This window comes from Roseovarius sp. MS2 (assembly GCF_051447875.1).
In the GTDB taxonomy this organism is placed as follows: domain Bacteria; phylum Pseudomonadota; class Alphaproteobacteria; order Rhodobacterales; family Rhodobacteraceae; genus Roseovarius; species Roseovarius mucosus_A.
Window position 1 is genome coordinate 2,917,269 of the sequence record NZ_JBKHVF010000001.1, and the last position, 25,754, is coordinate 2,943,022.

The 25,754-nt window shown below is 62.8% G+C and carries 27 protein-coding genes; 14 read left to right on the top strand and 13 right to left on the bottom strand.

Annotated features, from left to right (window positions below; all coding sequences use genetic code 11):
• Nucleotides 1–83: 83 nt before the first annotated feature.
• The 10 genes from ACLGGT_RS14390 to mraY all read left to right on the top strand — a co-directional run bounded on the left by ACLGGT_RS14390 (nucleotide 84) and on the right by mraY (nucleotide 9,989).
• A complete protein-coding gene (locus tag ACLGGT_RS14390) occupies nucleotides 84–302 on the top strand; it encodes a Com family DNA-binding transcriptional regulator (protein WP_437196636.1) in 219 nt (72 codons plus the stop codon).
• Entirely contained in the window at nucleotides 271–453 is a 183-nt protein-coding gene (locus ACLGGT_RS14395) for a hypothetical protein (protein ID WP_437196637.1), read from the top strand. Before ACLGGT_RS14390 ends, ACLGGT_RS14395 begins: the two co-directional genes overlap by 32 nt.
• On the top strand, nucleotides 450–1,559 hold the full coding sequence (locus ACLGGT_RS14400; protein ID WP_437196638.1) for an ABC transporter ATP-binding protein: 1,110 nt from the start codon (nucleotides 450–452) through the stop codon (nucleotides 1,557–1,559). Before ACLGGT_RS14395 ends, ACLGGT_RS14400 begins: the two co-directional genes overlap by 4 nt.
• Nucleotides 1,560–2,348: 789 nt before the next feature.
• Nucleotides 2,349–2,852, top strand: a complete 504-nt coding sequence (mraZ, locus tag ACLGGT_RS14405) for a division/cell wall cluster transcriptional repressor MraZ (RefSeq protein WP_081508255.1) — start codon at nucleotides 2,349–2,351, stop codon at nucleotides 2,850–2,852.
• Between the two features lie 3 nt (nucleotides 2,853–2,855).
• Nucleotides 2,856–3,848: a 16S rRNA (cytosine(1402)-N(4))-methyltransferase RsmH gene (rsmH, locus tag ACLGGT_RS14410; protein ID WP_081508256.1), complete on the top strand. Its 993-nt coding sequence runs from the start codon at nucleotides 2,856–2,858 to the stop codon at nucleotides 3,846–3,848.
• Entirely contained in the window at nucleotides 3,848–4,192 is a 345-nt protein-coding gene (gene ftsL / locus ACLGGT_RS14415) for a cell division protein FtsL (protein ID WP_198133575.1), read from the top strand. Before rsmH ends, ftsL begins: the two co-directional genes overlap by 1 nt.
• Nucleotides 4,189–5,973, top strand: coding sequence for a peptidoglycan D,D-transpeptidase FtsI family protein (locus ACLGGT_RS14420; protein ID WP_437196639.1), 1,785 nt, complete (start codon nucleotides 4,189–4,191; stop codon nucleotides 5,971–5,973). The genes ftsL and ACLGGT_RS14420 overlap by 4 nt, the downstream gene beginning before the upstream one ends.
• 19 nt (nucleotides 5,974–5,992) lie before the next feature.
• On the top strand, nucleotides 5,993–7,474 hold the full coding sequence (locus tag ACLGGT_RS14425) for a UDP-N-acetylmuramoyl-L-alanyl-D-glutamate--2,6-diaminopimelate ligase (protein WP_219435515.1): 1,482 nt from the start codon (nucleotides 5,993–5,995) through the stop codon (nucleotides 7,472–7,474).
• On the top strand, nucleotides 7,471–8,907 hold the full coding sequence (locus ACLGGT_RS14430) for a UDP-N-acetylmuramoyl-tripeptide--D-alanyl-D-alanine ligase (RefSeq protein ID WP_437196640.1): 1,437 nt from the start codon (nucleotides 7,471–7,473) through the stop codon (nucleotides 8,905–8,907). The genes ACLGGT_RS14425 and ACLGGT_RS14430 overlap by 4 nt, the downstream gene beginning before the upstream one ends.
• Nucleotides 8,907–9,989, top strand: coding sequence for a phospho-N-acetylmuramoyl-pentapeptide-transferase (gene mraY / locus ACLGGT_RS14435; RefSeq protein WP_008280309.1), 1,083 nt, complete (start codon nucleotides 8,907–8,909; stop codon nucleotides 9,987–9,989). The genes ACLGGT_RS14430 and mraY overlap by 1 nt, the downstream gene beginning before the upstream one ends.
• Nucleotides 9,990–10,000: 11 nt before the next feature.
• Here mraY and dtd read toward each other — a convergent pair whose 3' ends face one another.
• From dtd to ACLGGT_RS14485, 10 genes are all read right to left on the bottom strand, one after another.
• Nucleotides 10,001–10,438 (bottom strand): D-aminoacyl-tRNA deacylase, encoded by a 438-nt coding sequence (gene dtd, locus ACLGGT_RS14440; RefSeq protein ID WP_437196641.1) that lies wholly within the window; start codon nucleotides 10,436–10,438, stop codon nucleotides 10,001–10,003.
• Between the two features lie 26 nt (nucleotides 10,439–10,464).
• Complete coding sequence (locus ACLGGT_RS14445) at nucleotides 10,465–11,139, bottom strand: nitroreductase (RefSeq protein ID WP_437196642.1); 675 nt, start codon at nucleotides 11,137–11,139, stop codon at nucleotides 10,465–10,467.
• A 116-nt stretch (nucleotides 11,140–11,255) separates the two neighbouring features.
• Nucleotides 11,256–12,383 (bottom strand): primosomal protein N' (replication factor Y) - superfamily II helicase, encoded by a 1,128-nt coding sequence (locus ACLGGT_RS14450; RefSeq protein WP_437196643.1) that lies wholly within the window; start codon nucleotides 12,381–12,383, stop codon nucleotides 11,256–11,258.
• 5 nt (nucleotides 12,384–12,388) lie between these two features.
• Nucleotides 12,389–12,811, bottom strand: coding sequence for a hypothetical protein (locus ACLGGT_RS14455; protein WP_008280313.1), 423 nt, complete (start codon nucleotides 12,809–12,811; stop codon nucleotides 12,389–12,391).
• A 3-nt stretch (nucleotides 12,812–12,814) separates the two neighbouring features.
• Nucleotides 12,815–13,933: an SPFH domain-containing protein gene (locus tag ACLGGT_RS14460; protein WP_437196644.1), complete on the bottom strand. Its 1,119-nt coding sequence runs from the start codon at nucleotides 13,931–13,933 to the stop codon at nucleotides 12,815–12,817.
• A 32-nt stretch (nucleotides 13,934–13,965) separates the two neighbouring features.
• Nucleotides 13,966–14,889, bottom strand: coding sequence for a DUF2927 domain-containing protein (locus tag ACLGGT_RS14465; RefSeq protein WP_081508663.1), 924 nt, complete (start codon nucleotides 14,887–14,889; stop codon nucleotides 13,966–13,968).
• A gap of 37 nt (nucleotides 14,890–14,926) precedes the next feature.
• Nucleotides 14,927–16,126: a toxic anion resistance protein gene (locus tag ACLGGT_RS14470; RefSeq protein ID WP_008280316.1), complete on the bottom strand. Its 1,200-nt coding sequence runs from the start codon at nucleotides 16,124–16,126 to the stop codon at nucleotides 14,927–14,929.
• A 13-nt stretch (nucleotides 16,127–16,139) separates the two neighbouring features.
• Entirely contained in the window at nucleotides 16,140–17,042 is a 903-nt protein-coding gene (locus tag ACLGGT_RS14475) for a 5-bromo-4-chloroindolyl phosphate hydrolysis family protein (RefSeq protein WP_437196645.1), read from the bottom strand.
• Nucleotides 17,043–17,263: 221 nt separating this feature from the next.
• Nucleotides 17,264–17,656, bottom strand: a complete 393-nt coding sequence (locus tag ACLGGT_RS14480) for a hypothetical protein (protein WP_437196646.1) — start codon at nucleotides 17,654–17,656, stop codon at nucleotides 17,264–17,266.
• A gap of 4 nt (nucleotides 17,657–17,660) precedes the next feature.
• Nucleotides 17,661–18,704: an alkane 1-monooxygenase gene (locus ACLGGT_RS14485; protein ID WP_437196647.1), complete on the bottom strand. Its 1,044-nt coding sequence runs from the start codon at nucleotides 18,702–18,704 to the stop codon at nucleotides 17,661–17,663.
• A 184-nt stretch (nucleotides 18,705–18,888) separates the two neighbouring features.
• Between ACLGGT_RS14485 and ACLGGT_RS14490 the strand changes: the two genes are divergently transcribed.
• The 4 genes from ACLGGT_RS14490 (at nucleotide 18,889) to ACLGGT_RS14505 (ending at nucleotide 23,486) form a co-directional block, all read left to right on the top strand.
• Nucleotides 18,889–20,586, top strand: a complete 1,698-nt coding sequence (locus ACLGGT_RS14490; RefSeq protein WP_198133570.1) for an NAD(P)H-dependent oxidoreductase subunit E — start codon at nucleotides 18,889–18,891, stop codon at nucleotides 20,584–20,586.
• A gap of 69 nt (nucleotides 20,587–20,655) precedes the next feature.
• The gene (gene ftsY, locus ACLGGT_RS14495; protein ID WP_437196648.1) at nucleotides 20,656–21,855 is read left to right on the top strand and encodes a signal recognition particle-docking protein FtsY; all 1,200 of its coding nucleotides are present in this window, start codon (nucleotides 20,656–20,658) and stop codon (nucleotides 21,853–21,855) included.
• Between the two features lie 75 nt (nucleotides 21,856–21,930).
• Nucleotides 21,931–22,833, top strand: coding sequence for an EamA family transporter (locus ACLGGT_RS14500; RefSeq protein ID WP_081508267.1), 903 nt, complete (start codon nucleotides 21,931–21,933; stop codon nucleotides 22,831–22,833).
• Between the two features lie 41 nt (nucleotides 22,834–22,874).
• Nucleotides 22,875–23,486: an inner membrane-spanning protein YciB gene (locus tag ACLGGT_RS14505; protein WP_081508268.1), complete on the top strand. Its 612-nt coding sequence runs from the start codon at nucleotides 22,875–22,877 to the stop codon at nucleotides 23,484–23,486.
• A 34-nt stretch (nucleotides 23,487–23,520) separates the two neighbouring features.
• Here the strand turns inward: ACLGGT_RS14505 and ACLGGT_RS14510 are convergent, their stop codons facing one another.
• From ACLGGT_RS14510 to folE2, 3 genes are all read right to left on the bottom strand, one after another.
• On the bottom strand, nucleotides 23,521–23,742 hold the full coding sequence (locus tag ACLGGT_RS14510) for a hypothetical protein (protein ID WP_437196649.1): 222 nt from the start codon (nucleotides 23,740–23,742) through the stop codon (nucleotides 23,521–23,523).
• Between the two features lie 122 nt (nucleotides 23,743–23,864).
• Nucleotides 23,865–24,461, bottom strand: a complete 597-nt coding sequence (locus ACLGGT_RS14515) for a hypothetical protein (protein WP_437196650.1) — start codon at nucleotides 24,459–24,461, stop codon at nucleotides 23,865–23,867.
• A gap of 167 nt (nucleotides 24,462–24,628) precedes the next feature.
• Nucleotides 24,629–25,729 carry a GTP cyclohydrolase FolE2 gene (gene folE2 / locus ACLGGT_RS14520; RefSeq protein WP_008280328.1) on the bottom strand — a complete coding sequence of 367 codons (1,101 nt, stop codon included), beginning with the start codon at nucleotides 25,727–25,729 and terminating at the stop codon, nucleotides 24,629–24,631.
• Nucleotides 25,730–25,754: the final 25 nt, after the last annotated feature.

Below are 25,754 nucleotides of genomic sequence, written 5' to 3' on the forward strand. Positions count from 1 at the left end.
ACGCGGGGCCAGTCGCCAAACAGTAACCCCGCCGACCAGGCATAACCTCATGGCCGCTCCCTGCCCAAAGGGGCGGCGGGACTATGAGGCGATTCGATTTGGAAGGTCTAGAACTGCGTTGCTGCGCATGCGGCCGTTTGCTATTTAAATACGAGAGAGGCGCGCGGATATCCGGCATCTCGATCAAGTGCCCAAGATGCCGGGCCATGAACACACCGAGGCCAAGAGCCCTTCCCCCAAAGCGCGATGCGCAGAGAGAAGGAGCCAAACTTGGCAAGATCGTCCACCCTCCCGAAACCTGAGCCGCCGCCCGGTGCGCCGGGCCTGCCCAAGGGCACCCGCTACCGGCGGCAATATGGCGTGATCGTCCTGCTCGAGGACGAGGCCGCCCAAGTCGACGCCTTTGGCCGGTTGCGCCGCCAAGGCTTCAAATGCCGCGTGGTGGTGACATGAAGCTCGCCATTCATCACGCCAGCCCGATCCCCGACACCTATCGCGCGGCCCGGGTCGCGAGCCTCTTCAACGTCGAGGGCGACGCGGATTTCCGCATCGAGGTCGAGGCCGATCTCTTGGCCCGCCCGTGGCAGATCGGCCTCATCGTCGGCCCCTCTGGCACTGGCAAATCCTCGCTCGCCCGCGCGGCCTTTGGGGCGCAGCTTGATCCGCGCCCCTGGCCCGAGAGCGCTCTAATCGACGCGATTGATCCCGAGGGGGAATTCGACGCTGTCGCGGCCGCCCTCTCAGCCGTGGGCCTTGGCACCGTCCCGAGCTGGCTCCGCCCGTATCCTCACCTGTCCACCGGCGAGCAGTTCCGGGCTGAGCTCGCGCGCATTCTGGCCGAGCGGCCGAGCTTTGCCATCCTCGACGAATTCACCTCGACCATCGACCGGCGCGTGGCCCAGATCGGGGCCGCCGCCTTTGCCAAGGCGTGGCGGCGCGGCAAAGGCCAGTTCGTCGCCGTCACCTGCCACGAGGACGTGGTGTCCTGGTTGCAGCCCGATTGGGTGATCGACACCCGCCGGGCCGAGTTCCGCTGGAGGCGTCTTCGACGGGCACCGCGCATTGCCATGGACATTCACCAGACAGACGGCTCCTCCTGGCCCGCCTTTGAGCCGCATCACTACCTGAAGCTGCCCCGCATGATCGCGGCCAATTACTACGTCGGTTTCGTCGACGGCGCACCCGTGGCGCATCTCGCCGTCTCGACCCGGCCGGGGCTGGTCGAGGGCCGCGCCTGTCGCCTCGTCGTCATGCCCGAGTGGCAGGGCGCGGGGCTGGGCCTGCGCTTTCTCAACGAGGTCTGCGCCCTCTGGCGGCGCGGCGTGAACCGCTATGACAAGCCAATGCCGATGCTGTTTCACACCTCGCACCCCGGCCTCGCTGCAGCGCTCCGCCGCGATCCCCTCTGGGCGCAGGTCTCGGCCATCCTCTACGCCCAGTCCAAGGAACGCAGCATGAAGACCCTCGCCGCCGCCCGGGCGCGTCGCGGCCTGAAGCCCGCCGGGACCGGCTACGGCGGCCATTTCCGGGCGGTGCAGGGGTTTCGATATGTGGAGTGAGGGGTAGGTGAAGGGGGCGTTAAATGCCCCCTTTAAACGCGCGGCGCAGGGCCGCCCGCTAAAAACGCGTTGCTGTAAACTTCAGTGTAATTCACTGCAAACTTCGCCGTCACGCTACACTCGCCCAAGTGGCGGGGTTCTGTCGTTTTGGCTATCCGCGTTTGCAGTTTGATGGGAATGTATGGGACAGATTTGAGGAATCAGGTCTTTTCCACGTGATTTCGCGAATCACTTTCGATATTTGGGCGAGAGTTATGAGTGATTCACAGCTGATATGCGGGGTTTCTGTGGGAAAGGACGATGGATTCCATCCAAAGTGTCGGAATAGTCAGGGAAATCACGGGATATTTTAATCGCCCCAAGTTTCCGTATATTTTGTGATCAAGATTGAGTACCACACAAGATAAGGTAAATTTTTTGCGAATTTTGCTACAGAATGTTGTTTTCACGGGCCTGCTACAACAATATCCTGCGCTTATCCCGTAAAAAATCGTTGCTATGGGACAATTTCCCAGTGTATCAAGAATACACGATGAGGACGGGATCACAGAGGGGCGCCAAGACCCCGAAAAACTCCCAAGTCAGGTTTCATACAGGCACCCGCTTTCATCGAACAAAGAGATCCGGCGCGCGAGCGAGCAGACATCCCCCCAGGTGGCGCGCGCAGTCGGACACCCCGCTCAAGCGGGACGAGGGCGGCGGGTTGATCAGTGGCAGCAGATCAACCCGCCGTTTCGTGTCTCAGGGGTACGTTTTCAATCTGGGGCAGATATAGGGACCAACGGGACAGTGGGCCGGATTTTTAGAGGCGAGAGCCTCCACAAGGTGGATGGAAAGGGCAGGGTATCAATCCCGGCCCTGTTTCGCCGTGTGATCGAGGCCTCAGACCCGAGCTGGACCGACGGGCTTAACCCGGAACTCATCATCGTTTATGGCGACCACCGCCGCCGCTATCTCGAGTGCTATACCATCGAGGCGATGCAAGAGGTGGATGCCAAGATCGCCGCCCTGCCGCGCGGCTCGAATGCGCGCAAACATCTGCAGCGCCTGTTTCACGGCCAGAGCTTTCCCACCGCGGTGGATGAGACCGGGCGTCTGGTGCTGCCTGCCAAGCTGCGAAAGAAGATCGAGCTTGAGGACGAGGCGTTTTTTATCGCCGCCGGGGATACCTTTCAGATCTGGAAGCCCGAGACCTATGAGGCCGAGGAACTGTCCAAGACCGAGGAATGGTTGGATGAATTCCCCGATGACTTTGATCCGTTGATCCTGCTCGACAATCCGGACGGGGTTTGATCCATGGCCGCTGCCGCCGCCCCAAAATCCAACGCCCCGCATATCCCCGTTCTCTTGCGCCCGCTGATTGCCGCCGTGGCGCCGGTTCAGGGGGTTTGGCTTGATGGCACGCTGGGGGCAGGGGGCTATGCCCGCGCCCTGCTTGATGCCGGTGCCGATCAGGTCATCGGCGTAGACCGCGACCCGCTGGCGCATGACATGGCGCAGGGCTGGGGGGCAGAGTATGGTGACCGGCTGCGCCTTGTGCTGGGCAATTTCGCGCAGATGGATGACTATGCAACGGATCTTGACGGCGTCGTTCTCGATCTGGGCGTGTCCTCGATGCAGCTTGATCTGGCCGAGCGTGGGTTTTCCTTTATGAAGGACGGCCCCCTGGACATGCGCATGAGCCAAGAGGGGCCAAGTGCCGCCGACCTGGTGAATACAGCCGAAGAATCCGATCTGGCCGATATTCTCTATCTTTATGGCGAGGAGCGCGCGAGCAGGCGGATCGCCCGCGCCATCGTCAAGGCGCGTACAGAGGCCCCGATTGAAACCACCCTGCATTTGGCGGGCCTTATCGAGCGGTGCTTGCCGCGATCCAAGCCGGGGCAGGCGCATGCCGCCACCCGTAGCTTTCAGGCGATCCGCATCGCGGTGAATGACGAATACGGCGCGCTTATCGCAGGGCTGGAGGCGGCGGAACGCGCGCTCAAAGAGGGCGGGCAACTGGCGGTCGTGACCTTTCATTCGATCGAGGACCGGATCGTCAAACGCTTTCTGACGGCGCGCTCGGGCGGGGGTGGCACCGGCAGCCGCCACGCCCCTGAAATCACACGCGAAGAACCGCAATTCACCCTCAAATCGCGCAAGGCCATCGGCCCCGATGACGAGGAATTGGCCGTAAATCCACGCGCCCGGTCTGCCCGGCTGCGTGTTGCCACGCGCACCGATGCCCCTGCAGGGCAGAGCGAGCGCAGCGCTTTGGGTGTCCCCATGTTGAAGGGAGCGAAATGATGCGCAGCATTCTTTATGTTTTGACCGCGCTTTCCGTCATCGGTCTGGCCTTTTGGGCCTATCGCGAAAATTACCGGACTCAAGAGGCGCAGGCCAATGCGCAGGCGCTGCAAAATGCGATTGGCGAGGCGCGCGCGCGTCTGCGCGTGCTCAATGCCGAATGGGCCTATCTCAACCGCCCTGACCGGCTGATGGATCTGGTGGAATTGAACTACGACAAGCTGGGTCTCTTGCCCCTGCAACCCTATCAATTTGGCCGCGTGGATCAGGTCTCGTTCCCCAAGCCCGCCGAATTGCCGATCACCAACCCTGTTGATGTTTCGAACACGGAGCAGTTTCCATGATCCGCACGCCGCTGCGCCCGCTTGCGCGTATCCTCGAGGCCCGCAACCGGGGCGAAAACCCCGATGCCATCGAACGTGAGAACCTTCGCCTGCGTCACGAGGAAATGCGCGACCGCGCCCGTCGCCGCGCCGAGGGGCGGCTTCTGGTGCTGGCGGGCGTGTTTATCTTGGCCTTCGGGGTTGTCGGTGGGCGCATGGGCGTGCTGGCGGGCACCGAACCGTCCGAGCCGACGACCAGCGTCGCGGGCGCGCAGATCTTTGCGCAGCGCGCCGATATCGTGGATCGCGAGGGGCGCATACTTGCCACGAATTTCGACACCCACAGTCTCTATGCGCAACCCCAGCAGATGATCGACCCGGAACAGGCCGCCGACAAGCTGGTCGAAATCTTTCCCGATCTCGACCGCGCGCGCCTGATCAAAGATTTCACTGGCCCGCGCAAGTTCCTGTGGATCAAGAAAAAACTCAGCCCCGAACAGAAACAGGCGGTGCATGACATCGGCGAGCCGGGCTTGCTCTTTGGCCCGCGCGAAATGCGGCTTTACCCCAACGGACGGCTGGCCGCGCATGTGCTGGGCGGCACCAGCTTTGGCCGCGAGGGGGTGCATGCCGCCGAACTGGTCGGCGTGGCGGGCATCGAACGGCATCAGGATGCGCGGTTGCGCGATCCGGCGCAGGCACATGAACCCCTGCGCCTGTCGCTGGATCTCAGCGTACAAGCGGCGATGGAGCGGGTGCTTTTCGGCGGCATGAAGATCATGAATGCCAAGGGGGCGGCAGGTATCCTGATGGATGCCCATAGCGGTGAAGTGGTGGCTGTGGCCTCGCTCCCCGATTTTGATCCCAACGACCGCCCCGCATTGCCAACCTCTGGCAGCCCAAGCGATAGCCCGCTCTTTAACCGTGCGGTGCAGGGCGTTTATGAGCTGGGCAGCACCTTAAAGGTGTTTCCGGTGGCGCAGGCGCTTGATCTGGGCCTGATCAACCCCGAGACCATGATCAACACCAAAAGCCCGATGCAATGGGGTAAATTCCGCATTCGCGATTTCAAGAATTACGGCCCAGAACTCAGCGCGACCAAGGTGATCGTCAAATCCTCCAACGTCGGCACCGCGCGCATTGCGTTGGAAATCGGGGCCAAACGCCAGCGCGAATTTCTAGAGAAATTGGGCTTTATCGCGCCCGTGCATCTGGAAATTGCCGAAGCCTCTGGCAGCACGCCCCTTTTGCCCAAGAACTGGTCGGACCTGTCGACCATGACGATTTCCTATGGCCATGGCCTTTCGATCAGCCCGATGCATCTGGCGGCGGGGTATGCCACGATTGCCAATGGTGGACGGCGGGTAACGCCCACGCTCTTGCGCGATCCCACCCGCGCGCCGGGCGAGCGGATCATCACCGAGGCCACCTCAGCCGCCATGCGCAGAATGCTGCGGCAAGTCGTGTCCGAAGGCACGGCAAGCCTTGGCGAAGTGCCGGGCTATGCCGTGGGCGGCAAGACCGGCACCGCCGATAAACCCAAGGAACGCGGCGGCGGGTATCACAAGGACAAGGTCATCTCGACCTTTGCCAGCATCTTTCCGGCCCATGATCCGAAATATGTTCTGGTGGTCACGCTGGATGAACCGGTCGAGACCTCTGGCAGTGAGGCACGCCGCACGGCGGGCTGGACAGCCGTGCCGGTGGCTGCGGAAATCATCCGTCGCGTGGCACCTTTGCTTGGGGTGCGACCCGAGATTGAACCTAGCCCGCTTGCTGTTATAAGCCTGACATCGAATTAAGCCGGAACGGGGCAGTGCGGTGGGGCAGATCAAAACATTGGCGGCTTTGGGACTGACAGCCCAAGCCGGGCGTCAGGCCAATATCACAGGGTTGGCGGTGGATAGCCGCGAGGTAAAGCCGGGCTTTCTCTTTGCCGCCTTGCCGGGCACAACGGTGCATGGGGCCGAGTTTATCCAATACGCGCTGCGCCAAGGGGCAGGGGCGATCCTGACGGATGCCACCGGCGCGCGGCTGGCGCAGGATTTCCTGAGCCTCAGCGATGCCGCCCTCGTCGTGGCAGAAGATCCGCGTCAGACGCTGGCCTTTGCAGCCGCTCTTTGGTTCGGCGCGCAGCCAGAAACCATGATCGCCGTGACCGGCACCAACGGCAAGACATCGGTGGCCACCTTCACCCGACAAATCTGGGAGCGGATGGGCCTTTCCGCCGTCAATCTGGGCACAACTGGGGTCGAAGGGGCCTATAGCGCGCCCTTGGGCCATACGACGCCAGAACCGATCACCTTGCACCGGATGCTGGCCAAATGTGAGGTTGCGGGTGTGACCCATGGCGCGATGGAGGCCTCCTCGCACGGCCTTGCGCAACGGCGGCTGGACGGCGTGCATCTGATGGCGGCGGGATTTACCAATTTCACGCAGGATCACTTGGATTACCACGCCAGCTTTGACGAGTATTTTGCCGCCAAGGCGGGGCTGTTCGCCCGCGTGCTGCCCGAGGATGGCGTGGCGGTGATCAATATCGACGATCCGCGCGGGGCCGAAATGGCGGCCATCGCCACCGAGCGTGGGCAGGACCTGATCACCGTCGGGCGTGCGCCGGGGGCCGATCTGCGCCTCATCGCGCAACGCTTTGACGCAACAGGCCAGGTGCTGCGCTTTGAATGGGAGGATGAGGTCAATCAACTGCGCCTCGATCTTATCGGCGGGTTTCAGGCCGAAAATGTGCTGTTGGCGGCAGGGCTTGTGATCGGTGCCGGCGCCGATGCCGAACAGGTGTTCGAGGTTTTGCCGGATATGCGCACCGTGCGTGGGCGCATGCAACTGGCGGCAACGCGCGACAATGGGGCGGCGGTGTTTGTTGACTACGCCCATACCCCAGATGCGGTGGCGACCGCGATCAAGGCACTGCGCCCGCATGTGATGGGACGGCTTATCGCCATCGTGGGCGCGGGCGGCGACCGCGACCGCGCCAAGCGGCCCTTGATGGGGCAGGCGGCGGCGGCCCATGCCGACCGTGTGATCGTGACTGATGACAATCCCCGCTCTGAGAACCCGGCCAGCATCCGTGCCGCCGTGATGCAGGGCTGCCCCAAGGCCACCGACGTGGGCGACCGCGCCGAGGCGATCCTGCGCGGCGTCGATGCGCTTGGACCGGGCGATGCGCTGCTCATCTGCGGCAAAGGCCATGAGACCGGGCAGATCGTTGGGGACGATGTGCTGCCCTTTAATGATGTGGAACAGGCGAGCATTGCGGTCACGCTGCTTGATGGGGGGCGGGCATGAGCCTTTGGTCAGCAAAAGACGCGGCAACCGCCACGCAGGGGCGCAGCACAGCCGACTGGCAGGCGACCGGCGTATCCATTGATACCCGCACCCTCAAACCCGGCGATCTCTTCGTGGCGCTCAACGCGGCCCGCGACGGGCATGAATTTGTGGCGCAGGCGCTGGCCAAGGGGGCTGCGGCGGCGCTGGTGTCGCGCATCCCCGAGGGCCTGCCCGCCGAGGCCCCGCTGTTGATTGTTGAGGATGTGCAAAAGGGGCTTGAGGATCTGGGCCGTGCGGCGCGTGCCCGCTCGGAGGCCCGCGTTGTGGCTGTGACCGGATCGGTTGGCAAAACCTCGACCAAGGAGATGCTGCGCGACGTGTTGGGCCATCAAGGCCGCACCCACGCCGCCGAAGCCAGCTATAACAATCACTGGGGCGTGCCGCTTACGCTGGCGCGGATGCCGGTGGATACAGAGTTTGCCGTGATCGAAATCGGCATGAACCACCCCGGCGAGATTGCCCCTCTGGCGTGTATGGCGCGGCCGCATGTGGCGGTGATCACCACCGTCGCCGCCGCACATCTTGAAGCATTCGAGAATATCGACGGCATCGCCAAAGAAAAGGCCAGCATTTTTGAAGGGTTAGAGCCGGGGGGCGTGGCGGTGATCAACGCCGACATCGCGACCACGCCCATTTTGCGCGCCAAGGCCGCGCAGCATGCCGCGCGCATTCTCAGCTTTGGCACGGCGCGCGGTGCGCATCACCGCCTGCTCAACGTCGAACTGCATGACCACGTGACCGTGGGCCACGCCCGCGCATGGCGCTCGCCGCTGGTTTACAAGGTGGGCGTGCCGGGGCGGCATTTTGCAATGAACGCGCTGGCCGTTTTGGCGGTGGCGCAGGTGCTGGGCTGTGACCGGGCCGTGGCCATGGCTGATCTGGCCAGTTGGGCCCCCCCCGCCGGGCGCGGCACCCGCGAAGAGTTGGTGCTTGATCTGGCCAGCGACGGGATGAGCATTGACCTGATCGACGATGCGTTCAACGCCAATCCCACCTCGATGGCCGCTGCGCTCGAGGTGCTGGCGGCGGCGCACCCGCGGGATGGTGTGGGCCGCGTGTCGCGCGGGCGCAGGATCGCCATTCTGGGCGACATGCTGGAACTTGGGCCGGATGAGGCCGCGATGCACGCAGGATTGGCTGATCTGCCCTATATGGCGCGGATTAACGAAATCCACTGCGTTGGTCCCCGTATGCGCGCCCTGTGGGATATTCTGCCAGAGGCGCGGCGCGGTCGTTGGGTGGCCAGCGCCGAAGAGCTGGCAGCGCAGGCGCACCGGCTGATCGACGCAGGCGATGTGGTATTGGTAAAGGGTTCCAAGGGCAGCCGGGTGAGCCTTGTGGTCGAAGCGCTGCGGCGCGTGGGCCGGGTGACAGAAGAAGGACAAGTCTAATGCTCTATTGGCTCACCATCTGGTCGGATGGGGGGGATTTCTTCAATCTCTTCCGCTACATCACCTTTCGCGCAGGCGGTGCCTTTATGACGGCGCTGATCTTTGGCTTTTTGTTCGGCGCGCCCCTGATCATGGTCCTGCGCAAGCGCCAAGGCAAAGGCCAGCCCATTCGCAGCGATGGCCCCGAAGGGCATTTTTCCAAGGCGGGCACGCCCACCATGGGGGGCCTTCTGATCGTGGGCGCACTTGTCACCTCGACCCTGCTTTGGGCGCGGCTCGACAATCCTTATGTCTGGCTTGTCCTCTTCGTGACGCTGTCCTTTGCTCTCATCGGATTTGCCGACGACTACGCCAAGGTCAGCAAGCAAAACGTCAAGGGTGTCTCTAGCCGGGTGCGGCTGGGGCTTGGGTTTCTCATCGCGCTCATCGCCGCCTATTGGGCGGGGCTCAATCATCCGTCCGAATTGCAATATCAACTGGCGCTGCCGGTGTTCAAGGATGTGCTGATCAACCTCGGCTTTCTCTTTATCCCCTTTGCGATGTTCGTGATCGTTGGCGCGGCCAATGCGGTCAACCTCACCGATGGTCTTGACGGTCTGGCGATCATGCCGGTGATGATTGCCTCGTCGGCCCTTGGTGTCATCGCCTATACGGTGGGGCGGGTCGATTTCACCGATTATCTCGGGCTGCATTACGTGCCGGGCACGGGTGAAATCCTGATCTTTGTTGCCGGTCTGGTCGGCGGCGGTCTGGGATTTCTGTGGTATAATGCCCCGCCTGCCGCCGTGTTCATGGGCGATACCGGCTCCTTGGCCTTGGGCGGCGCGCTGGGGGCGATTGCCGTCGTCACCAAACACGAGCTGGTGCTGGGCATCGTCGGCGGCCTCTTCGTGGTCGAGGCGCTTTCGGTCATCATTCAGGTGCTCTATTTCAAACGCACCGGCAAGCGGGTGTTTCTAATGGCCCCGATCCATCACCACTACGAGAAAAAGGGCTGGGCCGAACCGCAGATCGTCATCCGATTCTGGATCATCGCGCTTATTCTGGCGATGATTGGCTTGGCGACGCTGAAATTGCGCTAAGGGGAGGGCCCTCAGCCCTCCATCCAGATCGTCACCGGCCCGTCATTGACCAAGGATACTTTCATATCCGCCCCGAACTTTCCCAGTTCAGTGGGAATATGATGCTGTGCAAACTGCTTGGCGAAATGCAGATAGAGCTGTTGCCCGGTCTCGGGATCTGCGGCGGTTGAAAACCCGGGCCGATTGCCGCGCGAGGTATCGGCGGCCAGTGTGAACTGGCTGATCACCAGAACGCTGCCGTCGATGTCGGTCAAACAGCGGTTCATCTTGCCTGCCTCATCGGGAAAGATGCGCAGTTTGGTAATCTTGGCCGCCAACCGCTCTGCGTTGTCCTCGGTGTCGCCCTGCATGGCACAGACAAGGATCAAAAGGCCCCGCCCGCATTGGCCGATGACCTCGCCCTCGACCGCGACAGAGGCCTCGGAAACACGTTGCAAAAGGGCGCGCATTGGAAAACCTCCGGGACTAGCCGCACTCAGCCGCGCAGATCGAGCACCTCGTCCAACCCCGCCCGGCTGGTGCGAAAGGTATTGGTAGGGTGGTCCATATCGGGCAAGCCAAACGAGATCGCGCAGAGGATCAACCGGCTTTCGGGCAGGTCGAAATGCGCGCGGATCATCGGCGCATAGGCCGCGACAGAGGCTTGCGCAATCGTGCCCACCCCCAAGGCCGTCGCCGTCAGCATGAAGGCTGTGACAAACCCGCCCGTGTCCATGGCTCCATAGGGGCCAAGGGCCGCCTCGGAATGCACAATCGCCACATGCGGTGCGCCAAACAGGTGATAATTCTGCATGGATTGCTCGGCCCGCCCGGCGCGGTCGTTGCGGGCAATCCCTGCCGCCTCATAGAGCTGTAGGCCGCACTCGCGCCGCCGCGCGCCATGTGCGCCGGGATAGCTTTCGGGCCAGGGCAGGTCAGGACCGGGGTGATCATTCTGCACCGCCGCGAGCAGGGCGTCACGAAAGCGCTCGGTCTCAGCCCCTCGCGTGACGGTCACGCGCCAAGGCTGCGCATTGCACCACGACGGCGCGCGGCCTGCGGCGGTGACGATCTGGAGGATGGTTTCGTCGGACACCGGATCGGGCCGAAATGCGCGACAGGAATGGCGGGCCTGCAACAGCCCCTGTAAAGTTTCAAAATTGTCCGTCATTCCGCGATGTCCTTGCCCGGCCTAGATCCATCAGGCCCATGGCCTTGACCGGGCATCATAGGGCGAGTTTTGCGGCTTATCCATGCCCTGCCCGGCGGTTTTCCGCCAGTTGTGCCTCACAAAACACCCTGCTCCAGAGCGATGAGATAGCCCACCGCCCCTGCGATGAGCGCCCCAAAGACCACGGCAACCGCGATCTTCCACGCCGACCACGGGCGTTCGCCCTGCACCCGTCCGGTCCGGCCATTGACCACGAAGCGATAGGTCTCGCCCCGATATTTATACGCCGCAAGCCAGACCGGCAGCAGGATATGCTTGAACGTGACGTCGCTGACTTCGGTGTCGATCTCGTGGATCTGCTGACGGTCGCCGCCGATGTCAAACCGCACATCGCGGGCGATGATCGCATCCATCCGCACGCGCGCCTCGACAAACCCGTGTTCCAATTCGACGCGATAGCCCTCGGCCCGAAACCCGGCAAGGTATTCAGGGCTGTAGGGCACCAGCGCCGCCAGATCCCAAGGCTCCAGCGCCTCGGTAAACCGCTTGGGTAAAGAGGTAGAGGCCAGCACCAGCACATCGTCAAAAAACCGCGCCACCCGCCCCGAGGCGGGGGCCCAGCGGATTTTCGGCACTTGCACGGTCTGGCGCTTGCCATCCCGGACGATCGTCTGACTCTCGTAATAGACCGTGCCACGCTCGCCCCGGTAGGTGGATTTGGTATCGGCGTCAAAGGTCCAGTAGGGCACATAGATGCCCTCCATCCGCCGCCCCTTGCGGGCGTAATCCTGCAGGCCATTGGGCGCGAACCACAGCCGCCCCAGCCAATCGGTCATGGCGCTGCGTGCCGTGGCCTCGTCCAGTGCAAAGGGCAAAAGGGCGCGTGGCTTGATATGGCGGTGCGCACCTGTATCGGTCACAACCGGCGAGGCGCAGAACGGGCATTCGGCGGCATGGGTATCGGCGCCCAGTTCCACCTGCGCACCGCAGCTTGTGCAGGTGGTGCTGCGGACCTCCTCCATCTCTTGCGCGGGCAGTTGATCGCGCAGGGCGCGCTCAAAGTCCAACTCCTTGATCCCGCCTTTCCATGGCCCCCCCGCCACGATGGCATGAATATCGCCGCAATGGTCGCAGATCAGATGGTTTTTCCCCGGATCATAGCGGTAATCGGCACCGCAACTGACACAGGGAAAACGGTGCTGGGTTTCGGTCGTGACAGGCGCGGGGGGCGGGGTATTTTGCATTTGGCTCACAGAATATGATGCACGGCGCGCGGGGTGATGCGGCGCAAGGCCCCGTCCCCCAGCGCCGTGTGCCGCCAGAGATTAAAGGTGGCATGCAGCGCCGTGGCGGCCAAAAGCGCCAAGAGCAGCTTGCGCGCCTCGGGGCCGGGCAACGCATGGCCCATCGCCTCTGCCGCCAGCGCCACCGCCCCCCAAGCCAAAAGCAGGTAGAGCGCGCGATGCAACCACGGGTGCAGGGCGCGCACCGCCCCCGTCAGCTTTGGCCCCGGCCCGCTCATCAGGCCAAACACCAGCGCCAGCGCACACATGCCAAGCGCCGAGGCCGCATAGGCCAGCGATAACCACACTGTCGCCCCGCCATCGCCCAGCACGAACAGCAAAAGCATCAGGTTCAGCCAGTGCAGCGTGATTGTCAGGCTCCGGCGCATGGATCACGCACCCGGCGGCGGTGGCGGCATCACGGTAAAAAGCGTGGCCAGTTCCGTCACATCCTCGGCCCGTTTCCAGCCATCCTGCCCAGCGGTCCAGACATGGCTGTCGCGTGTCAGTTTGCCATCCGTCACCATCCGCCCCATCGCGGCCTTGGAATAGGGGCCATGGGTCTGGCCGTTTTCGGCAATATGCCAGACATGTTCCACGGGCGGCGGCGGTGGGCTTTGGGGCGCGGCGGCGGGGGCAGGGTGCGCGCCCCAAGGCCCCTGATCCGCCATCTGCTGTGCCATGGCCATGCCCATCCCCATGCCCAACCCTGCGCCAATGCCCGCCCCACCGCTTGGGTTCTTGGCGGCGGCGGTCATCGCCTCGGCTGCGGAATATTGGGTAAAGCGGCCCAGATCACCTGCAATCCCCATCGAGGTGCGCTTGTCTAGCGCCGCCTCAACCTCGGGCGGAAGCGAGATATTCTCGATGTAAAACTCGGGGATGCTGAGGCCATATTCGGCCACCACGGCAGAAATCTCACCTGCCACCAGCTTGCCCAGATCGGCGGTATTGGCAGCCATGTCGAGCACCGGGATACCGCTTCCGGCGATGATGCGCGAAAAGGCCTGCACGATGATATTGCGGATCTGGAAACTGATTTCGTCCATGGTGAATTCGCCATCGGTGCCGACGATCTCGCTCAGGAATTTCGCGGCATCCGCCACCCGCACCGTATAAGTGCCAAAGGCGCGGATGCGGGTCGGCCCAAATTCCGGATCACGCAGCATGATCGGATTCTTGGTGCCCCATTTCAGATTGTTGAACCGCGTCGTCGAGATAAAATAGATCTCGGATTTGAAGGGCGATTTAAAGCCGTGATCCCAATGTTGCAGGCTGGTCATCACGGGCATGTTGTTGGTCTCGAGCATATAGAGACCGGGGGTAAAGACATCGGCCAATTGCCCCTCATGGACAAACACCGCCGCCTGCCCCTCGCGCACCGTCAGCTTGGCGCCATATTTGATCTCATGGCCCTCGCGCTCGAACCGCCAGACCATCGTGTCGCGGGTATCATCGGTCCAGTGAATGACGTCGATGAACTGGCCGGAGAGGAAATCGAAGATGGGCATCGGGATACTCCTGTAATCGGATAATCGGGGGATCAGACCGGCCCGCCCGCCCGCGCATCGAGCAAGCGGCGCAGGATGGGGCGGGCCTCGTCGGGGGTCATGCCGGGTTTGAGGTCTGGGTGATACAGCAGCCAGAGCAGTTCTTCATCCTGACTGGTCAGCAGGGCAAATTCGTCGTCATCGTTGAAAATCGACGGGCGCGCGCCGGGGAAATCATCCGCAAGGCCAAGCCCCTGCGCCAATTCCTCATGCACGCAGGATTGGCGCATCAAGGGCGGGTGTTCAGCCCGGATAAGGGCAATCGCGCGGCGATAGACATGATCCTCGCCTTGCCCTGAAAAGGCCACCACGAGACAATGAATGGTGCGCGGCATGTCGCGAAAAATGCCAATGGTGTTTGGCCCGGCCTCGGGCGCAAGCTGACGGATACGGGCCAGCATGGCGTCGCGATCATCTTCGCCCATGAACAGCACATGAAAATTCGCAGCCCCCCCGCCCGCGCTGATCGGGTGGCGGGTGACACGGGCCAGCCGCGCGGCATAATCGGCGACCAGACGGCGATCTTCGGCCTGCTGCGCCTCTGGCACAGAGGCACCGAATTCCACATTCATCCGCACCGGGCCCACCCATTTGCGCAGGCCCCCCGCACGCCCCGAGGACGGGCGATAGCCCGCACCCTGCTGATACTCGTCATAAAACGCGATCCGCTCGAAATTGCGCATCACATCCGTGTCGGTATAGGGCGTGTCCGGTCCACCGCCGTCGCGCCGCAAAAGCCCACGGCTGAGCAAATCGGACTCGACCCTTTGGTAATAGCTGGCCAGCGCAAGACTATTGGCCGAGGGTCCGGGCGCCACCTCGGGCGGGGCAACGATGGGTCGCACTGATGGGCGCGCCGAGGTTGCGGGCGGTGCAGGCGCGTCACATCCCGCCAGCACCATCAGTGCCAGCCCCACTATCCCCCCGCTCGCCCGCAAACCCCGCATGGCCGGTTTAGCCTTTGGGCACGGCGGTGCCTGCCGTGTCGCCCACCCCATCGCGCCGCGCCTTGGCCGAGGCCAGCGTATCCCGCAAATCGGCCTCCATCTTTTTCAACTCTTCTTCGGCCTTCGCCCGCTTGGCCTTGCCTTCGTCGGCGATTTGCAGGCTCTCCTGAATGGTCCCAATCAGATCGGCATTGGCTTGTTTGACGGCCTCGATATCGAACACGCCACGCTCCATTTCCTGCCGGATCATCTTGTTGCTCTCGCGCAGGTTCTTGGCATTGGCGGTCAGCAATTCATTTGTAAGGTCATTGGCATCGCGCACGGCGGCCGCCGCCTCTGCGGAACGCTGGATCGTCACCGCCTGCGCCAGTTGCGTTTCCCACAGCGGAACCGTGTTGACGAGGGTCGAGTTGATCTTGGTCACAAGGCTTTTGTCATTCTCCTGCACCAGCCGGATTGACGGCAAAGATTGCATCGTCACCTGGCGCGTCAGCTTGAGGTCATGCACCCGCCGCTCCAGATCGTCGCGCGCGGCCCGCAGATCGCGGAGTTCCTGCGCCTTCATCACCTGATCATTCTCGGGCGCGGCCTGAACGGCGGCCTCTGCGGCGGGGATGTCGTTGGTGTCGATATCCTTGAGCTTGGCCTCGCCCGCCGCGATATAAAGCGCCAGCTCATCATAAAACGCGAGTGTCTTTTCATAGAGCATGTCGAGCGACTTGATGTCTTTCAGGAGCGTGTGCTCATGCGCCAAAAGGTCATCGGTGATCTTGTCGATCTGCCCTTGCACCTGCTCGAACCGGGCCGTGAACTTGGCAAAGGGCGCAGCGCGGCCCAGCAGTTTTTCCCACCACGACCGCTCGCGCCTCACATCGAGTTCCGACACCGCAAAGCCGCGAATTGTCGTCACGATCCCGCGCAGACTATCGCCCGCAGGCCCCACATCCTTGTTACGCACGCCTTGCAGCATCGATTGCGAGATTTCCTGCAATTCCGCCTGCGCGGCAGAGCCGAACGAGACGATGGATTGCGTATCGCCCATGTCGATTTCGGCCATGCGGCGGGTGATCTCGGCGCTTTGTGGCGCGTCGGCCTGATCCAGCGGCACGATGGCATTGGCCTCTGAGGGTACGGGCAGAACCGCGCGGCTCACGGCCTCGACATCCTTCAGTACGGCTTCGGCCTTTTGACGGGTGGTCTCTGACATGGGTTTCGTCCTCTTACGCTAAATCTTTGGTTTCAAGGTGAACGCCCTCGCGCTCCAGCCGGTCACGCAACACGTCGATCTCGATATCAAGATCGGTGCTGCTATCCTGCATCAGCGCGCGGGTTTTGGCGGTGAAATTCTGCTCAAGATCGCCCAAGAGCGCGAGATATTTGTCGCGTGCGGCGGGGTTGGGGGCACGGGCGTGCAGATCGGCAAACTTGACCGTCGCATCGCGCGCGCCCATCAGATAAACGCCCAGATATTTGCGCGCTGCCGTCAGATCGCGCGGGTCATCCTCGACCGTGCGCAGCATATCGCGCACCGTGATCTGAAACCGCTCCAACCGGGTTTCCGCCTGCCGGTCGCCCGCGCGTTTCAGCGCCTCGGTCATGCCGCGCAGATAGTCTTCGGCCTGATCAACGACGCGGGCGACGCGGTCGGTCTGAAAACTGTCGACGCCCTCCATCCCCTTGTCCTTGAGCGGATCAAGGCCAAAGGCAAAACTGTGCAGCACAGCCCCCAGCGTGGCATAGATCAGCGGCTCCATGACGCCGCCGCCATTGGCATAACCGGCAAGGCCAAGGCCAAGACCTGTCAGCCCCGAGGCAAAAATCTTGCGTGGAATGGCCGGACGCCGCGCGATCTTGCGCGCCTCATAGGCCTCTTGCGCCAGAATTCCCTCACGGGTGAGCCATGCCGCCAAGAGAAGCGTGCCAAGCGCTGCAAGGTTGAGCGCCAGTTCAACAGGGCCCGCGCCAAAGGCCCGCGCCGCCAATGGCAGGGGCGCAAAGAACAAAAGGTTCACGCGCCCGCCCGCTCGCGTCCGCCGCGCGCCACGAAACGCGCCATGGTCTGGCACGGGCGCGCCCTTGTCCGCGCCATCGGGGCTGTATTTGCCGCCAAACCGCTGCGCCATCACACGCCCCCTGTCGCGGCGACAAAGAGGATCAGCGCCACCAATAGCAGGAACGCCAGCTTCTGAAGTCCCGTGTCACTCATGGCGCCCCCGCAGCCGGTTTCCATACGTCTTGGTAGAACTTAGGCGATGGGGGTCCGGCTTTCTAGGGGGAAGATTTTCTAGGGTTGCGCAGGCAGAGGGCGGGGATTTGAGTATTTGAACCATAAAGAAGCCAAGGCTCACACCCCGATCTTTGGCCCCAGACACATCAGCGGTGCCTCAGACCGCCTGACCTCGTAAAGCTCCGACAGGCTTTCGTCCCCCGCGAACCGGGCGATCAGCCCCTTATCTGTGCGCTCAAAGCTCCAGCATTGCGGCTCGGGGCGGTTGTCATAGACAAAGCAGATCAATCCCCGCTCTTCATACCAATGCCCGTCCTGACATTCGCCATCCAGAAAGGACCAGCGAACGCGCCGGTCGGGCAGATATTCCTCGCCACCATAAGGCGCGCCACCGGCACCATAGTAAAAGGTTTGGCCGCGGGTATAGGCATCGAATTCTGCTGCCGTCATCTGCGCCGCAGCCGGGGCCGCGACAGCAAAGAAATGACTGAAGAGAAGCAAGACACGCATGCGCTTAACCTGCCAGATCGGGTGCTGCCCCGCCAGAGGTTTTGCGCCAACGTGCGGCGCGCGGGTCCATGATGCGCCGCCAAAGCGGTGGGACAAGCGCCAGCACAGCCATCACCGGCAAGGACTGCGGCAGAACCGGCATGGTGGCGCGGTCAAGTTGCAGCGCCGGATAGGGGCGTTGCGGCGTGACGTGGTGATCGGAATGGCGCGGCGCGTTCAGCGTCATTGCGGCAGACATCACGTGCGGCGCGTTCCAGGAATGCTGCGGGCCAACCGGTTCAAGCCGCCCATCCTGGCGCTGTGCCCGGCGCAGGCCATAGTGCTGCACATAATCCGAAAGCAGGATCTGCACCTGCGCATAGCCCGCGATAAAGAACAGCGCCGCCACCCCGGCCGCCCCAAGGCTGAGCGCGGTTGCACTCACAAGCGCCCCGGCCCCGCCCAGATAGATCAGATAGGGATGCTGCCAGAGCGGTCGATCCGCGTGACGCCGCGATTCGGCCTTTAATCCCGCCTGAAAGGCCCCCGGCCAGGCGCGCAGGGCGTAGCGGTAAAACCCTTCACCGGGCCGCGCGCTGCTGGGGTCTTCCGGGCTTGCGACATGCACGTGATGCACCCGCAAATGCGCGCTGACATGGTGACCAAACAGCAGCGACGTATAGATCAGCCGCCCCAGCCACCGCTTGGCGCGGGCAGGGCGATGGATCAACTCATGCGCCACCGGATGCGAAATCTGGCCCATACTCAGCCCTGCACTCAAAGCCACAAGGGCACGCTCTGTGCCACTCAGATCATGGCCCCCCGCCACCGCCCAGATCGCCAGTGCCAGCACCACGAAATGCCCCAGCCCCAGCCCCACCAACACCGCATCGGCGGCGGGAAACTCGGCCTCCGGGTGAGTATTGCCGTCCGCGGCAATCACCCGGTCCAGCGTGAACACCAGCACTGTGATCGTCCCCAAAGCCAAAACGCCCCACACCCCGCCCCACAGAGCGGCGAGCGCGGTCAGGATCAGGGGCAGGCTTGCGGCAATCGAAAAAAGCGGCATGAGCGGTCCAAGTTTTCCCGCAGTGTAAACCGGGGCAGGGGCCGCGCACAGGGTTTCCTTGCCGCACCCCATCGCAATTCAGGGGCCAATCAACGCGAATGGTGGTGCAAATGTCGTTTTTGAGGGCTCTACCCCCATCCCGGCCCGCTAGGTTCGGTCGCAACAGGGAAAGAGGATGATCGCAATGGCATTGGATGATCGCAAAGGCGTCTGGAAATCCGGGGATGGCAAGGGCCGTCGCACCACCAAGGGACGCCAACTTGAAGATGGCGCTTGGGCCGAGGTTCAGGCGCTCTTGGGCGAGGGGCCGCGCCGCCGCGACCTTTTGATCGAATATCTGCACCGTATTCAGGATAAATTCGGCCATCTCTCGGCGGCCCATCTGCGCGCGCTCGCCGAAGAGCTGCGCCTGTCGCAGGCCGAAGTCTATGAGGTGGCCAGCTTTTACGCGCATTTCGACGTGGTCCGCGAAGGCGAGACCCCGCCGCCCGCGCTCACCATCCGCGTCTGCGATTCGCTGAGCTGCGAGCTGGCAGGCGCGCAGGCGCTGAAATCCGCGTTGGAGCAGGGCACCGATCCCATGCAGGTCCGCATCCTGCGCGCGCCCTGCATGGGGCGTTGTGATACGGCCCCGGTGGTGGAACTGGGCCATCATCACATCGACCACGCCACACCCGAAAGCGTCTTGGCTGCCGTCGCCGCAGGCGACACGCACGCCCACGTGCCCGCCTATGAGGCGCTCGATGCCTATCGCACCGCTGGCGGCTATGCCACGCTGGCCGATCTGCGCGCGACACGAAATGCCGATGCCGAATTCGAGCGCGTGCAGCAAACCCTGCTGGATGCGGGTCTGCGCGGCCTTGGCGGTGCGGGCTTCCCCTCGGGGCGCAAATGGGGCTTTGTGCGCGCCGAACCCGGCCCGCGCTATCTGGCTGTCAATGGCGACGAAGGCGAGCCGGGCACCTTCAAGGACCGCTATTACCTCGAGCGCACGCCGCACCTCTTCCTTGAGGGCATGCTGATCGCCGCTTGGGCGGTCGAGGCAGAGCGCTGCTTTATCTACATGCGCGATGAATATCCCGCTGTGCTCGATATCCTCGCCACCGAGATTGCGGCACTGGAAGCCGCAGATCTCATCAAGCCCGGCTATGTCGAGCTGCGTCGCGGCGCCGGTGCCTATATCTGCGGCGAAGAAAGCGCGATGATCGAATCAATCGAGGGCAAGCGTGGGCTGCCGCGCCACCGCCCGCCATTCGTGGCGCAGGTGGGGATTTTCAACCGCCCCACGCTGGTCAATAACGTCGAAACGCTGCTTTGGGTCACGCGCATCCTGCGCGAGGGGCCGGAAATCCTGAATACGGTCGAGCTGAATGGCCGCAAGGGGCTTCGCTCTTACTCCGTATCGGGGCGCGTGAAAAACCCCGGTGTCCACCTCCTGCCTGCAGGCTCCACCATCACCGACATTATTGCAGCGGCGGGGGGCATGCTTGATGGGCATACGTTCAAGGCCTATCAGCCCGGCGGTCCGTCCTCCGGCCTTCTGCCGGCGTCGATGCATGACGTTCCGCTCGATTTCGACACTCTGCAACCGCATGGCACCTTTATCGGGTCGGCGGCTGTGGTGGTGCTCTCGGATCACGACCGGGCGCGTGACGCGGCACTCAACATGCTGCGCTTCTTCGAGGACGAAAGCTGTGGGCAATGCACCCCCTGCCGGGTGGGCTGTGAAAAGGCGGTCAAGCTGATGCAGGCCGACACTTGGGATCAGCCGCTCCTGACAGAGCTGTGCACCGCCATGTCCGATGCCAGCATCTGCGGTCTCGGTCAGGCCGCGCCCAATCCCATCCGTCTGACGATGAAGCATTTCGCCGACGAGATCTGAGCCATGCACAGGCTTCCATCTCCCTCCGATCCGCATTAGGTCAGGATTGACACGCGGATCGGAGGGCGCATGGCGTTTTTCTCGAAACTCAAGGAACGGCTGTTCAAATCCTCTTCCAAGCTCGAAGAGGGTCTGGAGGCGATTGTCGACGAAGGGCGCGCCGACGAGAGCGCCCAAGAGAGCACGCCCGACAGAACACCCCAAACACCACCAGAGACCCCGCCTTCGGTCCCGCCGCCCCCGTCAGAGGTGCCAACCCCTGCGCCGCAAGAGGCCCCTGTGGCCCCCGCGCCGCAAGAGGTGCCTGCGCCCCCGACCGAAGGAACCGCTCCGCCCCCCCCTCCCGAGCTGCCGCAGGATTTGCCCGCCGCTGCCCCGCGTTCCGGCATCCTTGGCCGTCTTCTTGGCCGCACCGCGCCTGACAGCGCCCCGCGCCGCGTGCTCGACGACGCGATGCTTGAAAGCCTTGAGGAATTGCTGATCGCGGCAGATATGGGCGTGGACACGGCGCTGCGCGTGACCGCCAATATGGCCGAGGGGCGCATGGGCAAACGCCTTTCAACCCAAGAGATCAAGGAACTTTTGGCGCAGGAAATCGCCCGCATCATGGAACCCGTGGCGCGGCCTATGCCGATCTATGCCAAACGTCCGCAGGTGGTGCTGGTTGTGGGCGTCAACGGCTCGGGCAAGACCACAACCATCGGCAAGCTCGCGGCGCAGTTCAAGGCGGCAGGCAAATCCGTGGTGATCGCCGCCGGGGATACGTTTCGCGCCGCCGCTGTCGAACAGTTGCAGGTCTGGGGGCAGCGCGCCGGTGTGCCGGTGATGACCGCGCCCGAAGGCTCGGACCCTGCCAGCCTTGCCTATGACGCCATGACCCGCGCCGAGGCCGAGGGAGCGGACCTCTTGATGATCGACACTGCCGGGCGCTTGCAGAACCGCGCGGACCTGATGGAAGAGCTGGCCAAGATCGTGCGCGTCATCCGCAAGAAAGATCCCTCAGCGCCGCATAACACCCTTCTGGTTCTCGATGCCACCACGGGGCAAAACGCCCTGAGCCAGGTTGCAACCTTCCAGAAACTCGCCGATGTCTCGGGCCTTGTGATGACCAAGCTCGATGGCACCGCGCGTGGCGGTGTGCTGGTGGCGCTGGCGGATAAATTTGGCCTGCCGATCCATGCCATCGGCGTGGGTGAACAGATCGACGATCTGGCCCCCTTCGATCCGCAAGATTTCGCCGCCGCCCTTACCGGGCTTGAGGGGAAATGAACGGTTGCGCCTTTCATCTGGCGTCAAATACCTCGGGGGTTTGGGGGGCTGGCCCCCCATGGCCATTGCCTCTGAATGAGCGCTTGGCTGATTTCGCTCGAGGGCACCGAGGCGGGGCATCAACTTGCCATGGCCCTTGCCCTCTTGGCGGCGCTCTTGCATGCAATCTTTGGGGCGTTGCAAAAGGGGCGGCACGATCCTTGGCTCAGCCGGGGGGTGATAGATGCGAGCTATGCCACCATGGCCGCACCCTTTGCCCTCTTCGTCGTGCCCTGGCCCGAGGCGCATATGTGGCCCATCTTTGCCGGCGCTGTGGTGATCCATATCGGCTATAAGGTGTTGCAGGCCATGGCCTATACGCGCGGTGCCTATACCGTGGTCTACCCCGTGGTGCGTGGCACCGGGCCGCTGTTCACCGTGATCGGGGCCTATGCGATTTTCGGAGAGGTGTTCACGCCGGTGCAATGGCTCGGGGTGGGCGTGCTTCTGTGCGGTATCTACGGACTTGCGGTCTATAATCTGCGCACGCTCACGCTCAACCGCGATACCATGCCGCTGGCGCTGGGGCTGGCGGTGGCAACGGGGCTCTTTGTGGCGCTTTACACCACCTATGACGCCTACGGCATCCGCGCCACCGCAGATCCCTTTACGTTTCTCGCGTGGTTTTTCTTTCTCGATGGGCTGACGATCCCGCCTTTCGCCTATCTGCGCTGGCGCAACATGCCAGAGCGGCCCGCCGTCGGCGCCTTGATGCTGCGCGGGGTCACGGGCGGGGTGGTGGCCTTCTTCTCCTTCGGCTCGATCATGCTGGCCACCCGCCTTGACAAAGTGGGCGAGGCCGCGGTGCTGCGCGAGACATCCACAGTTTTTGCCGCCCTCATTGGCTGGCTTGTGCTCAAGGAAACAGTGGGGCCGCGACGAATTGCGCTCATGTCCTTGATCGCGGCCGGGGCGGTCATAGTTGAGATTGGCGGCTGAATGCGCCACAAGCAGCCTAAGCGATAAGGAAACCTGAGACTATGGATGACACGCAGCCACCCAAATGGGCCAAGCCGGTTCTGGAATTCGGCCCCGTGCTGGGCTTTTTCGCCGCCTATCTCTGGCTCAAGGATCGGGTCTTTACCATCGGCGGCACCGAATATGAGGGTTTTATCGTCGTCACCGCCGGATTCATCCCGGTGTTTCTGATCTCGATGGGCCTATTGTGGCGGCTCACCGGTCATCTCAGCCGGATGCAGGTGGTCACGGCAGTTCTTATCGTGGTCTTTGGCGGGCTCAGCGTCTGGTTCAACGATCCCCGTTTCTTCAAGATGAAGCCAACGATGATCTATCTGCTGTTTGGCGGTGTGCTGGGATACGGCCTGATGCGTGGGCGCTCGTATCTGCAATATGTCATGGATGGGGTGATGCCCCTGACCGATGCGGGGTGGATGATTCTCACCCGGCGCTTGATGCTGTTCTTCTTTGGTCTCGCCCTGCTGAACGAGGCGATCTGGCGCACCCAGACAGAAGAAATCTGGGTCTATTTCAAGACTTTCGGTCTGACGGCTGCAATCTTTGTGTTCTTCATGGCGCAAGGGGCCCTGTTTCGCGATCATTCGACCGAAGAAACAGACACCAAAGGCACCTGACAGGGCGGGCTATCATGCCCGCCCCCCTGTCGTCTCAGGCGTAGAACAGGTCCTTGAAGACGTGATAGACGATGTCTTCGCGGCGCAGCCCCATTCGGGCCAATTCCGCGTCGGATTTCGCTTCCAGCGCTTCGATCCGATTGCGTCGCGCGGTGACAGAGGCCTGTTTTTCCAGCCCACGCACCAGTGCCGCGACAAAGCGTTTCCACCCCTCGCGCAGAGGAGAAGGAGACACATTCGTTGTAATATTAGCCATTGGAAACCTCACTTTACGTGGTTTGGTTTCCTCCCTGCTTCCTAGATAGGTCAGTCAGATTGACGTGACCAGCGCGGAAATGGAATGGCCGGGTTGCAGCTTCTGCATCCCGGCCTTGTATCTTACTTCGCCTTGGCCTTGGGGGTGCCTTGCGGCATCGCCGGGGGCGGTGAGGGCTGACGCTTGGGCGCGCCTGCGTCAACCGGGATCACACGCGCAGTGGGTTGCGAAGTGGTCTGTGCCGCGGTTGGTGCCGCGCTTGTCGCCGGTGCTACCGGCTTTGGTGCGGGGGCCGCCTCAGCCACGGGTGCGGGCATGGGCGCGGCCATCGGCACCGGTTGCACGGCAGGCTTCACCTCGGTCAGCGGGGCGGGTTTTGCAGCAACGGCAGGGGCCGCAGGTGCCGCGACCTGCTGCACGGGGGGTGCCACCGGGGCAGCAGCTTTGGCCGGTGTGGCCGGGGCGACGGGGGCCACAGCGGCGCGCGCGGCACGGCGCGGTTTGGCGTTGGCATCCGCCACCTTGGGCTTCGGGGCCGCCTTCGTCTTGACTGGCGTCGCCGGCACAGCCGCCTTTGCCGTCAGGCTGCGCGACCAGATCCCTGTTTTCAGAAACGCCTCGCAATAAACCTGCGCCACGCGCAACTGGTTTTCGACCATAAATCCGGTCAACCGGATTCCGGCGGCGGACAGTTTCAGCGGAATTTCGGGTGAAAGCATGAGTTCGTCCTTTTCAGCAGGTGCGCGCTTACGTTTAACGCAAGCGGATCACAATAATATAACGCGCGCTACGCTGCGTTGCAGCAATTTGACCATAGGTCAAACGACTTTCGCAGCGTTACGCGGATTCCTGCTTAATATTTGGCCATTTTGCCGATTTTCCGGGCTTAGCGCCCATGAATCAGGGTCTGGAACAACCGGGGATCAAGGCTCTGCGCCGCAAAGGTCTCTCCTTCGGTCAAAACGCTGACAGCGTCATGGCTGTGCAGGCTTTCTTGATGGCTGGCCACCACGCGAAAATCACCAATGCGCGGATCGGCCAGCAGCTGCTCGCAAAAAAGCCGCGCGGCATCCTCGACAAAGATCGGGTTGGCGGCGTTCAACTCAGCAAAGGCCTGTTCATCCTCGCGCTTGACCATGACTTGCGTCTCGGTGGGCACCGCGCGCCGCGCCAACTCGATCAGGTCCTCGAACCACAGGCAATCGTCCTCGACCAATTCCACCGAAATCCGCGCAACAGAGCGCTGCGAATGCGGTGTGGCCAGTTGTCCGCGCGCGGACCGCGCATGTTCGCTCAATTCCAGCGAACAGGGGCAGGTTGACGAGTAGACGTAATCGAGATGCATGAACTTGCGCGTGACGCCGGCGTTCTTCACCAACTCCATCGCAATGTCATAATATTGGTAGCCTTCCAGCCCCGACCGCAGCGACCGAACCCGCGCCGGATAAGACAGGCGCATCTGCAACCGCGCATCGACCGAGTCGAGGTCGGTGATGTAATCCGAAAGTGCGGCCTCCATCACATCGGCGCTGAATGTCTTTTCCGCGTGCTTGTAAAAGCTGCGCATGATCCGGGACATGTTGATGCCCTTCTTGCCCGCATCAAGACTGACCGTGCCAGTGACCGAGGTCTCAAGTGTCAGATCGCCATTCTCACGGGTATGGTAGCGGATCGGCAGACGGAAATTGGAAATGCCCACATGCTGCAACTGTTGCCGCGTGCCCCGAATAAGCGAGGCCGGACCATTCTGCAGATCGGGCAGGCTTGCCAGATAGGCGGCACTCGTCGCAAAGCTCTCTGGATATTCCCGCGCCAGCAGCGGATAATTCGCCACCTCGCCCGAGGGCAAAAGCCGGGCAATCGCCGGATCAAGATCGGCCACTTCTTCTGGCGACGCGGCGCGCGCCCAAGACCGTAGCAGCGCCAGCGCTTCTTTGGCCTCGTCCCGGTCCGGTGCAGGCTTCATCTCAGACGGATGCACATTCATCGCAAAACTTCCCTATCCGCTCTGC

Excerpts from the sequence above, each read along its gene's own strand:
- ACLGGT_RS14400 (WP_437196638.1), top strand. The coding sequence starts at position 450 with ATGAAGCTCGCCATTCATCACGCCAGCCCGATCCCCGACACCTATCGC.
- ACLGGT_RS14430 (WP_437196640.1), top strand. The coding sequence starts at position 7,471 with ATGAGCCTTTGGTCAGCAAAAGACGCGGCAACCGCCACGCAGGGGCGC.
- ACLGGT_RS14485 (WP_437196647.1), bottom strand. The coding sequence starts at position 18,704 with ATGCCGCTTTTTTCGATTGCCGCAAGCCTGCCCCTGATCCTGACCGCG.
- ftsY (WP_437196648.1), top strand. The coding sequence starts at position 20,656 with ATGGCGTTTTTCTCGAAACTCAAGGAACGGCTGTTCAAATCCTCTTCC.
- folE2 (WP_008280328.1), bottom strand. The coding sequence starts at position 25,729 with ATGAATGTGCATCCGTCTGAGATGAAGCCTGCACCGGACCGGGACGAG.
- rsmH (WP_081508256.1), top strand. The coding sequence starts at position 2,856 with ATGGCCGCTGCCGCCGCCCCAAAATCCAACGCCCCGCATATCCCCGTT.
- ACLGGT_RS14445 (WP_437196642.1), bottom strand. The coding sequence starts at position 11,139 with ATGACGGACAATTTTGAAACTTTACAGGGGCTGTTGCAGGCCCGCCAT.
- ACLGGT_RS14515 (WP_437196650.1), bottom strand. The coding sequence starts at position 24,461 with ATGCTTTCACCCGAAATTCCGCTGAAACTGTCCGCCGCCGGAATCCGG.
- dtd (WP_437196641.1), bottom strand. The coding sequence starts at position 10,438 with ATGCGCGCCCTTTTGCAACGTGTTTCCGAGGCCTCTGTCGCGGTCGAG.
- ACLGGT_RS14510 (WP_437196649.1), bottom strand. The coding sequence starts at position 23,742 with ATGGCTAATATTACAACGAATGTGTCTCCTTCTCCTCTGCGCGAGGGG.
- ACLGGT_RS14450 (WP_437196643.1), bottom strand. The coding sequence starts at position 12,383 with ATGCAAAATACCCCGCCCCCCGCGCCTGTCACGACCGAAACCCAGCAC.
- ACLGGT_RS14480 (WP_437196646.1), bottom strand. The coding sequence starts at position 17,656 with ATGCGTGTCTTGCTTCTCTTCAGTCATTTCTTTGCTGTCGCGGCCCCG.
- ACLGGT_RS14470 (WP_008280316.1), bottom strand. The coding sequence starts at position 16,126 with ATGTCAGAGACCACCCGTCAAAAGGCCGAAGCCGTACTGAAGGATGTC.
- ACLGGT_RS14475 (WP_437196645.1), bottom strand. The coding sequence starts at position 17,042 with ATGGCGCAGCGGTTTGGCGGCAAATACAGCCCCGATGGCGCGGACAAG.
- ftsL (WP_198133575.1), top strand. The coding sequence starts at position 3,848 with ATGCGCAGCATTCTTTATGTTTTGACCGCGCTTTCCGTCATCGGTCTG.
- ACLGGT_RS14505 (WP_081508268.1), top strand. The coding sequence starts at position 22,875 with ATGGATGACACGCAGCCACCCAAATGGGCCAAGCCGGTTCTGGAATTC.
- ACLGGT_RS14455 (WP_008280313.1), bottom strand. The coding sequence starts at position 12,811 with ATGCGCCGGAGCCTGACAATCACGCTGCACTGGCTGAACCTGATGCTT.
- ACLGGT_RS14490 (WP_198133570.1), top strand. The coding sequence starts at position 18,889 with ATGGCATTGGATGATCGCAAAGGCGTCTGGAAATCCGGGGATGGCAAG.
- ACLGGT_RS14390 (WP_437196636.1), top strand. The coding sequence starts at position 84 with ATGAGGCGATTCGATTTGGAAGGTCTAGAACTGCGTTGCTGCGCATGC.
- mraY (WP_008280309.1), top strand. The coding sequence starts at position 8,907 with ATGCTCTATTGGCTCACCATCTGGTCGGATGGGGGGGATTTCTTCAAT.
- ACLGGT_RS14500 (WP_081508267.1), top strand. The coding sequence starts at position 21,931 with ATGAGCGCTTGGCTGATTTCGCTCGAGGGCACCGAGGCGGGGCATCAA.
- ACLGGT_RS14420 (WP_437196639.1), top strand. The coding sequence starts at position 4,189 with ATGATCCGCACGCCGCTGCGCCCGCTTGCGCGTATCCTCGAGGCCCGC.
- ACLGGT_RS14460 (WP_437196644.1), bottom strand. The coding sequence starts at position 13,933 with ATGCCCATCTTCGATTTCCTCTCCGGCCAGTTCATCGACGTCATTCAC.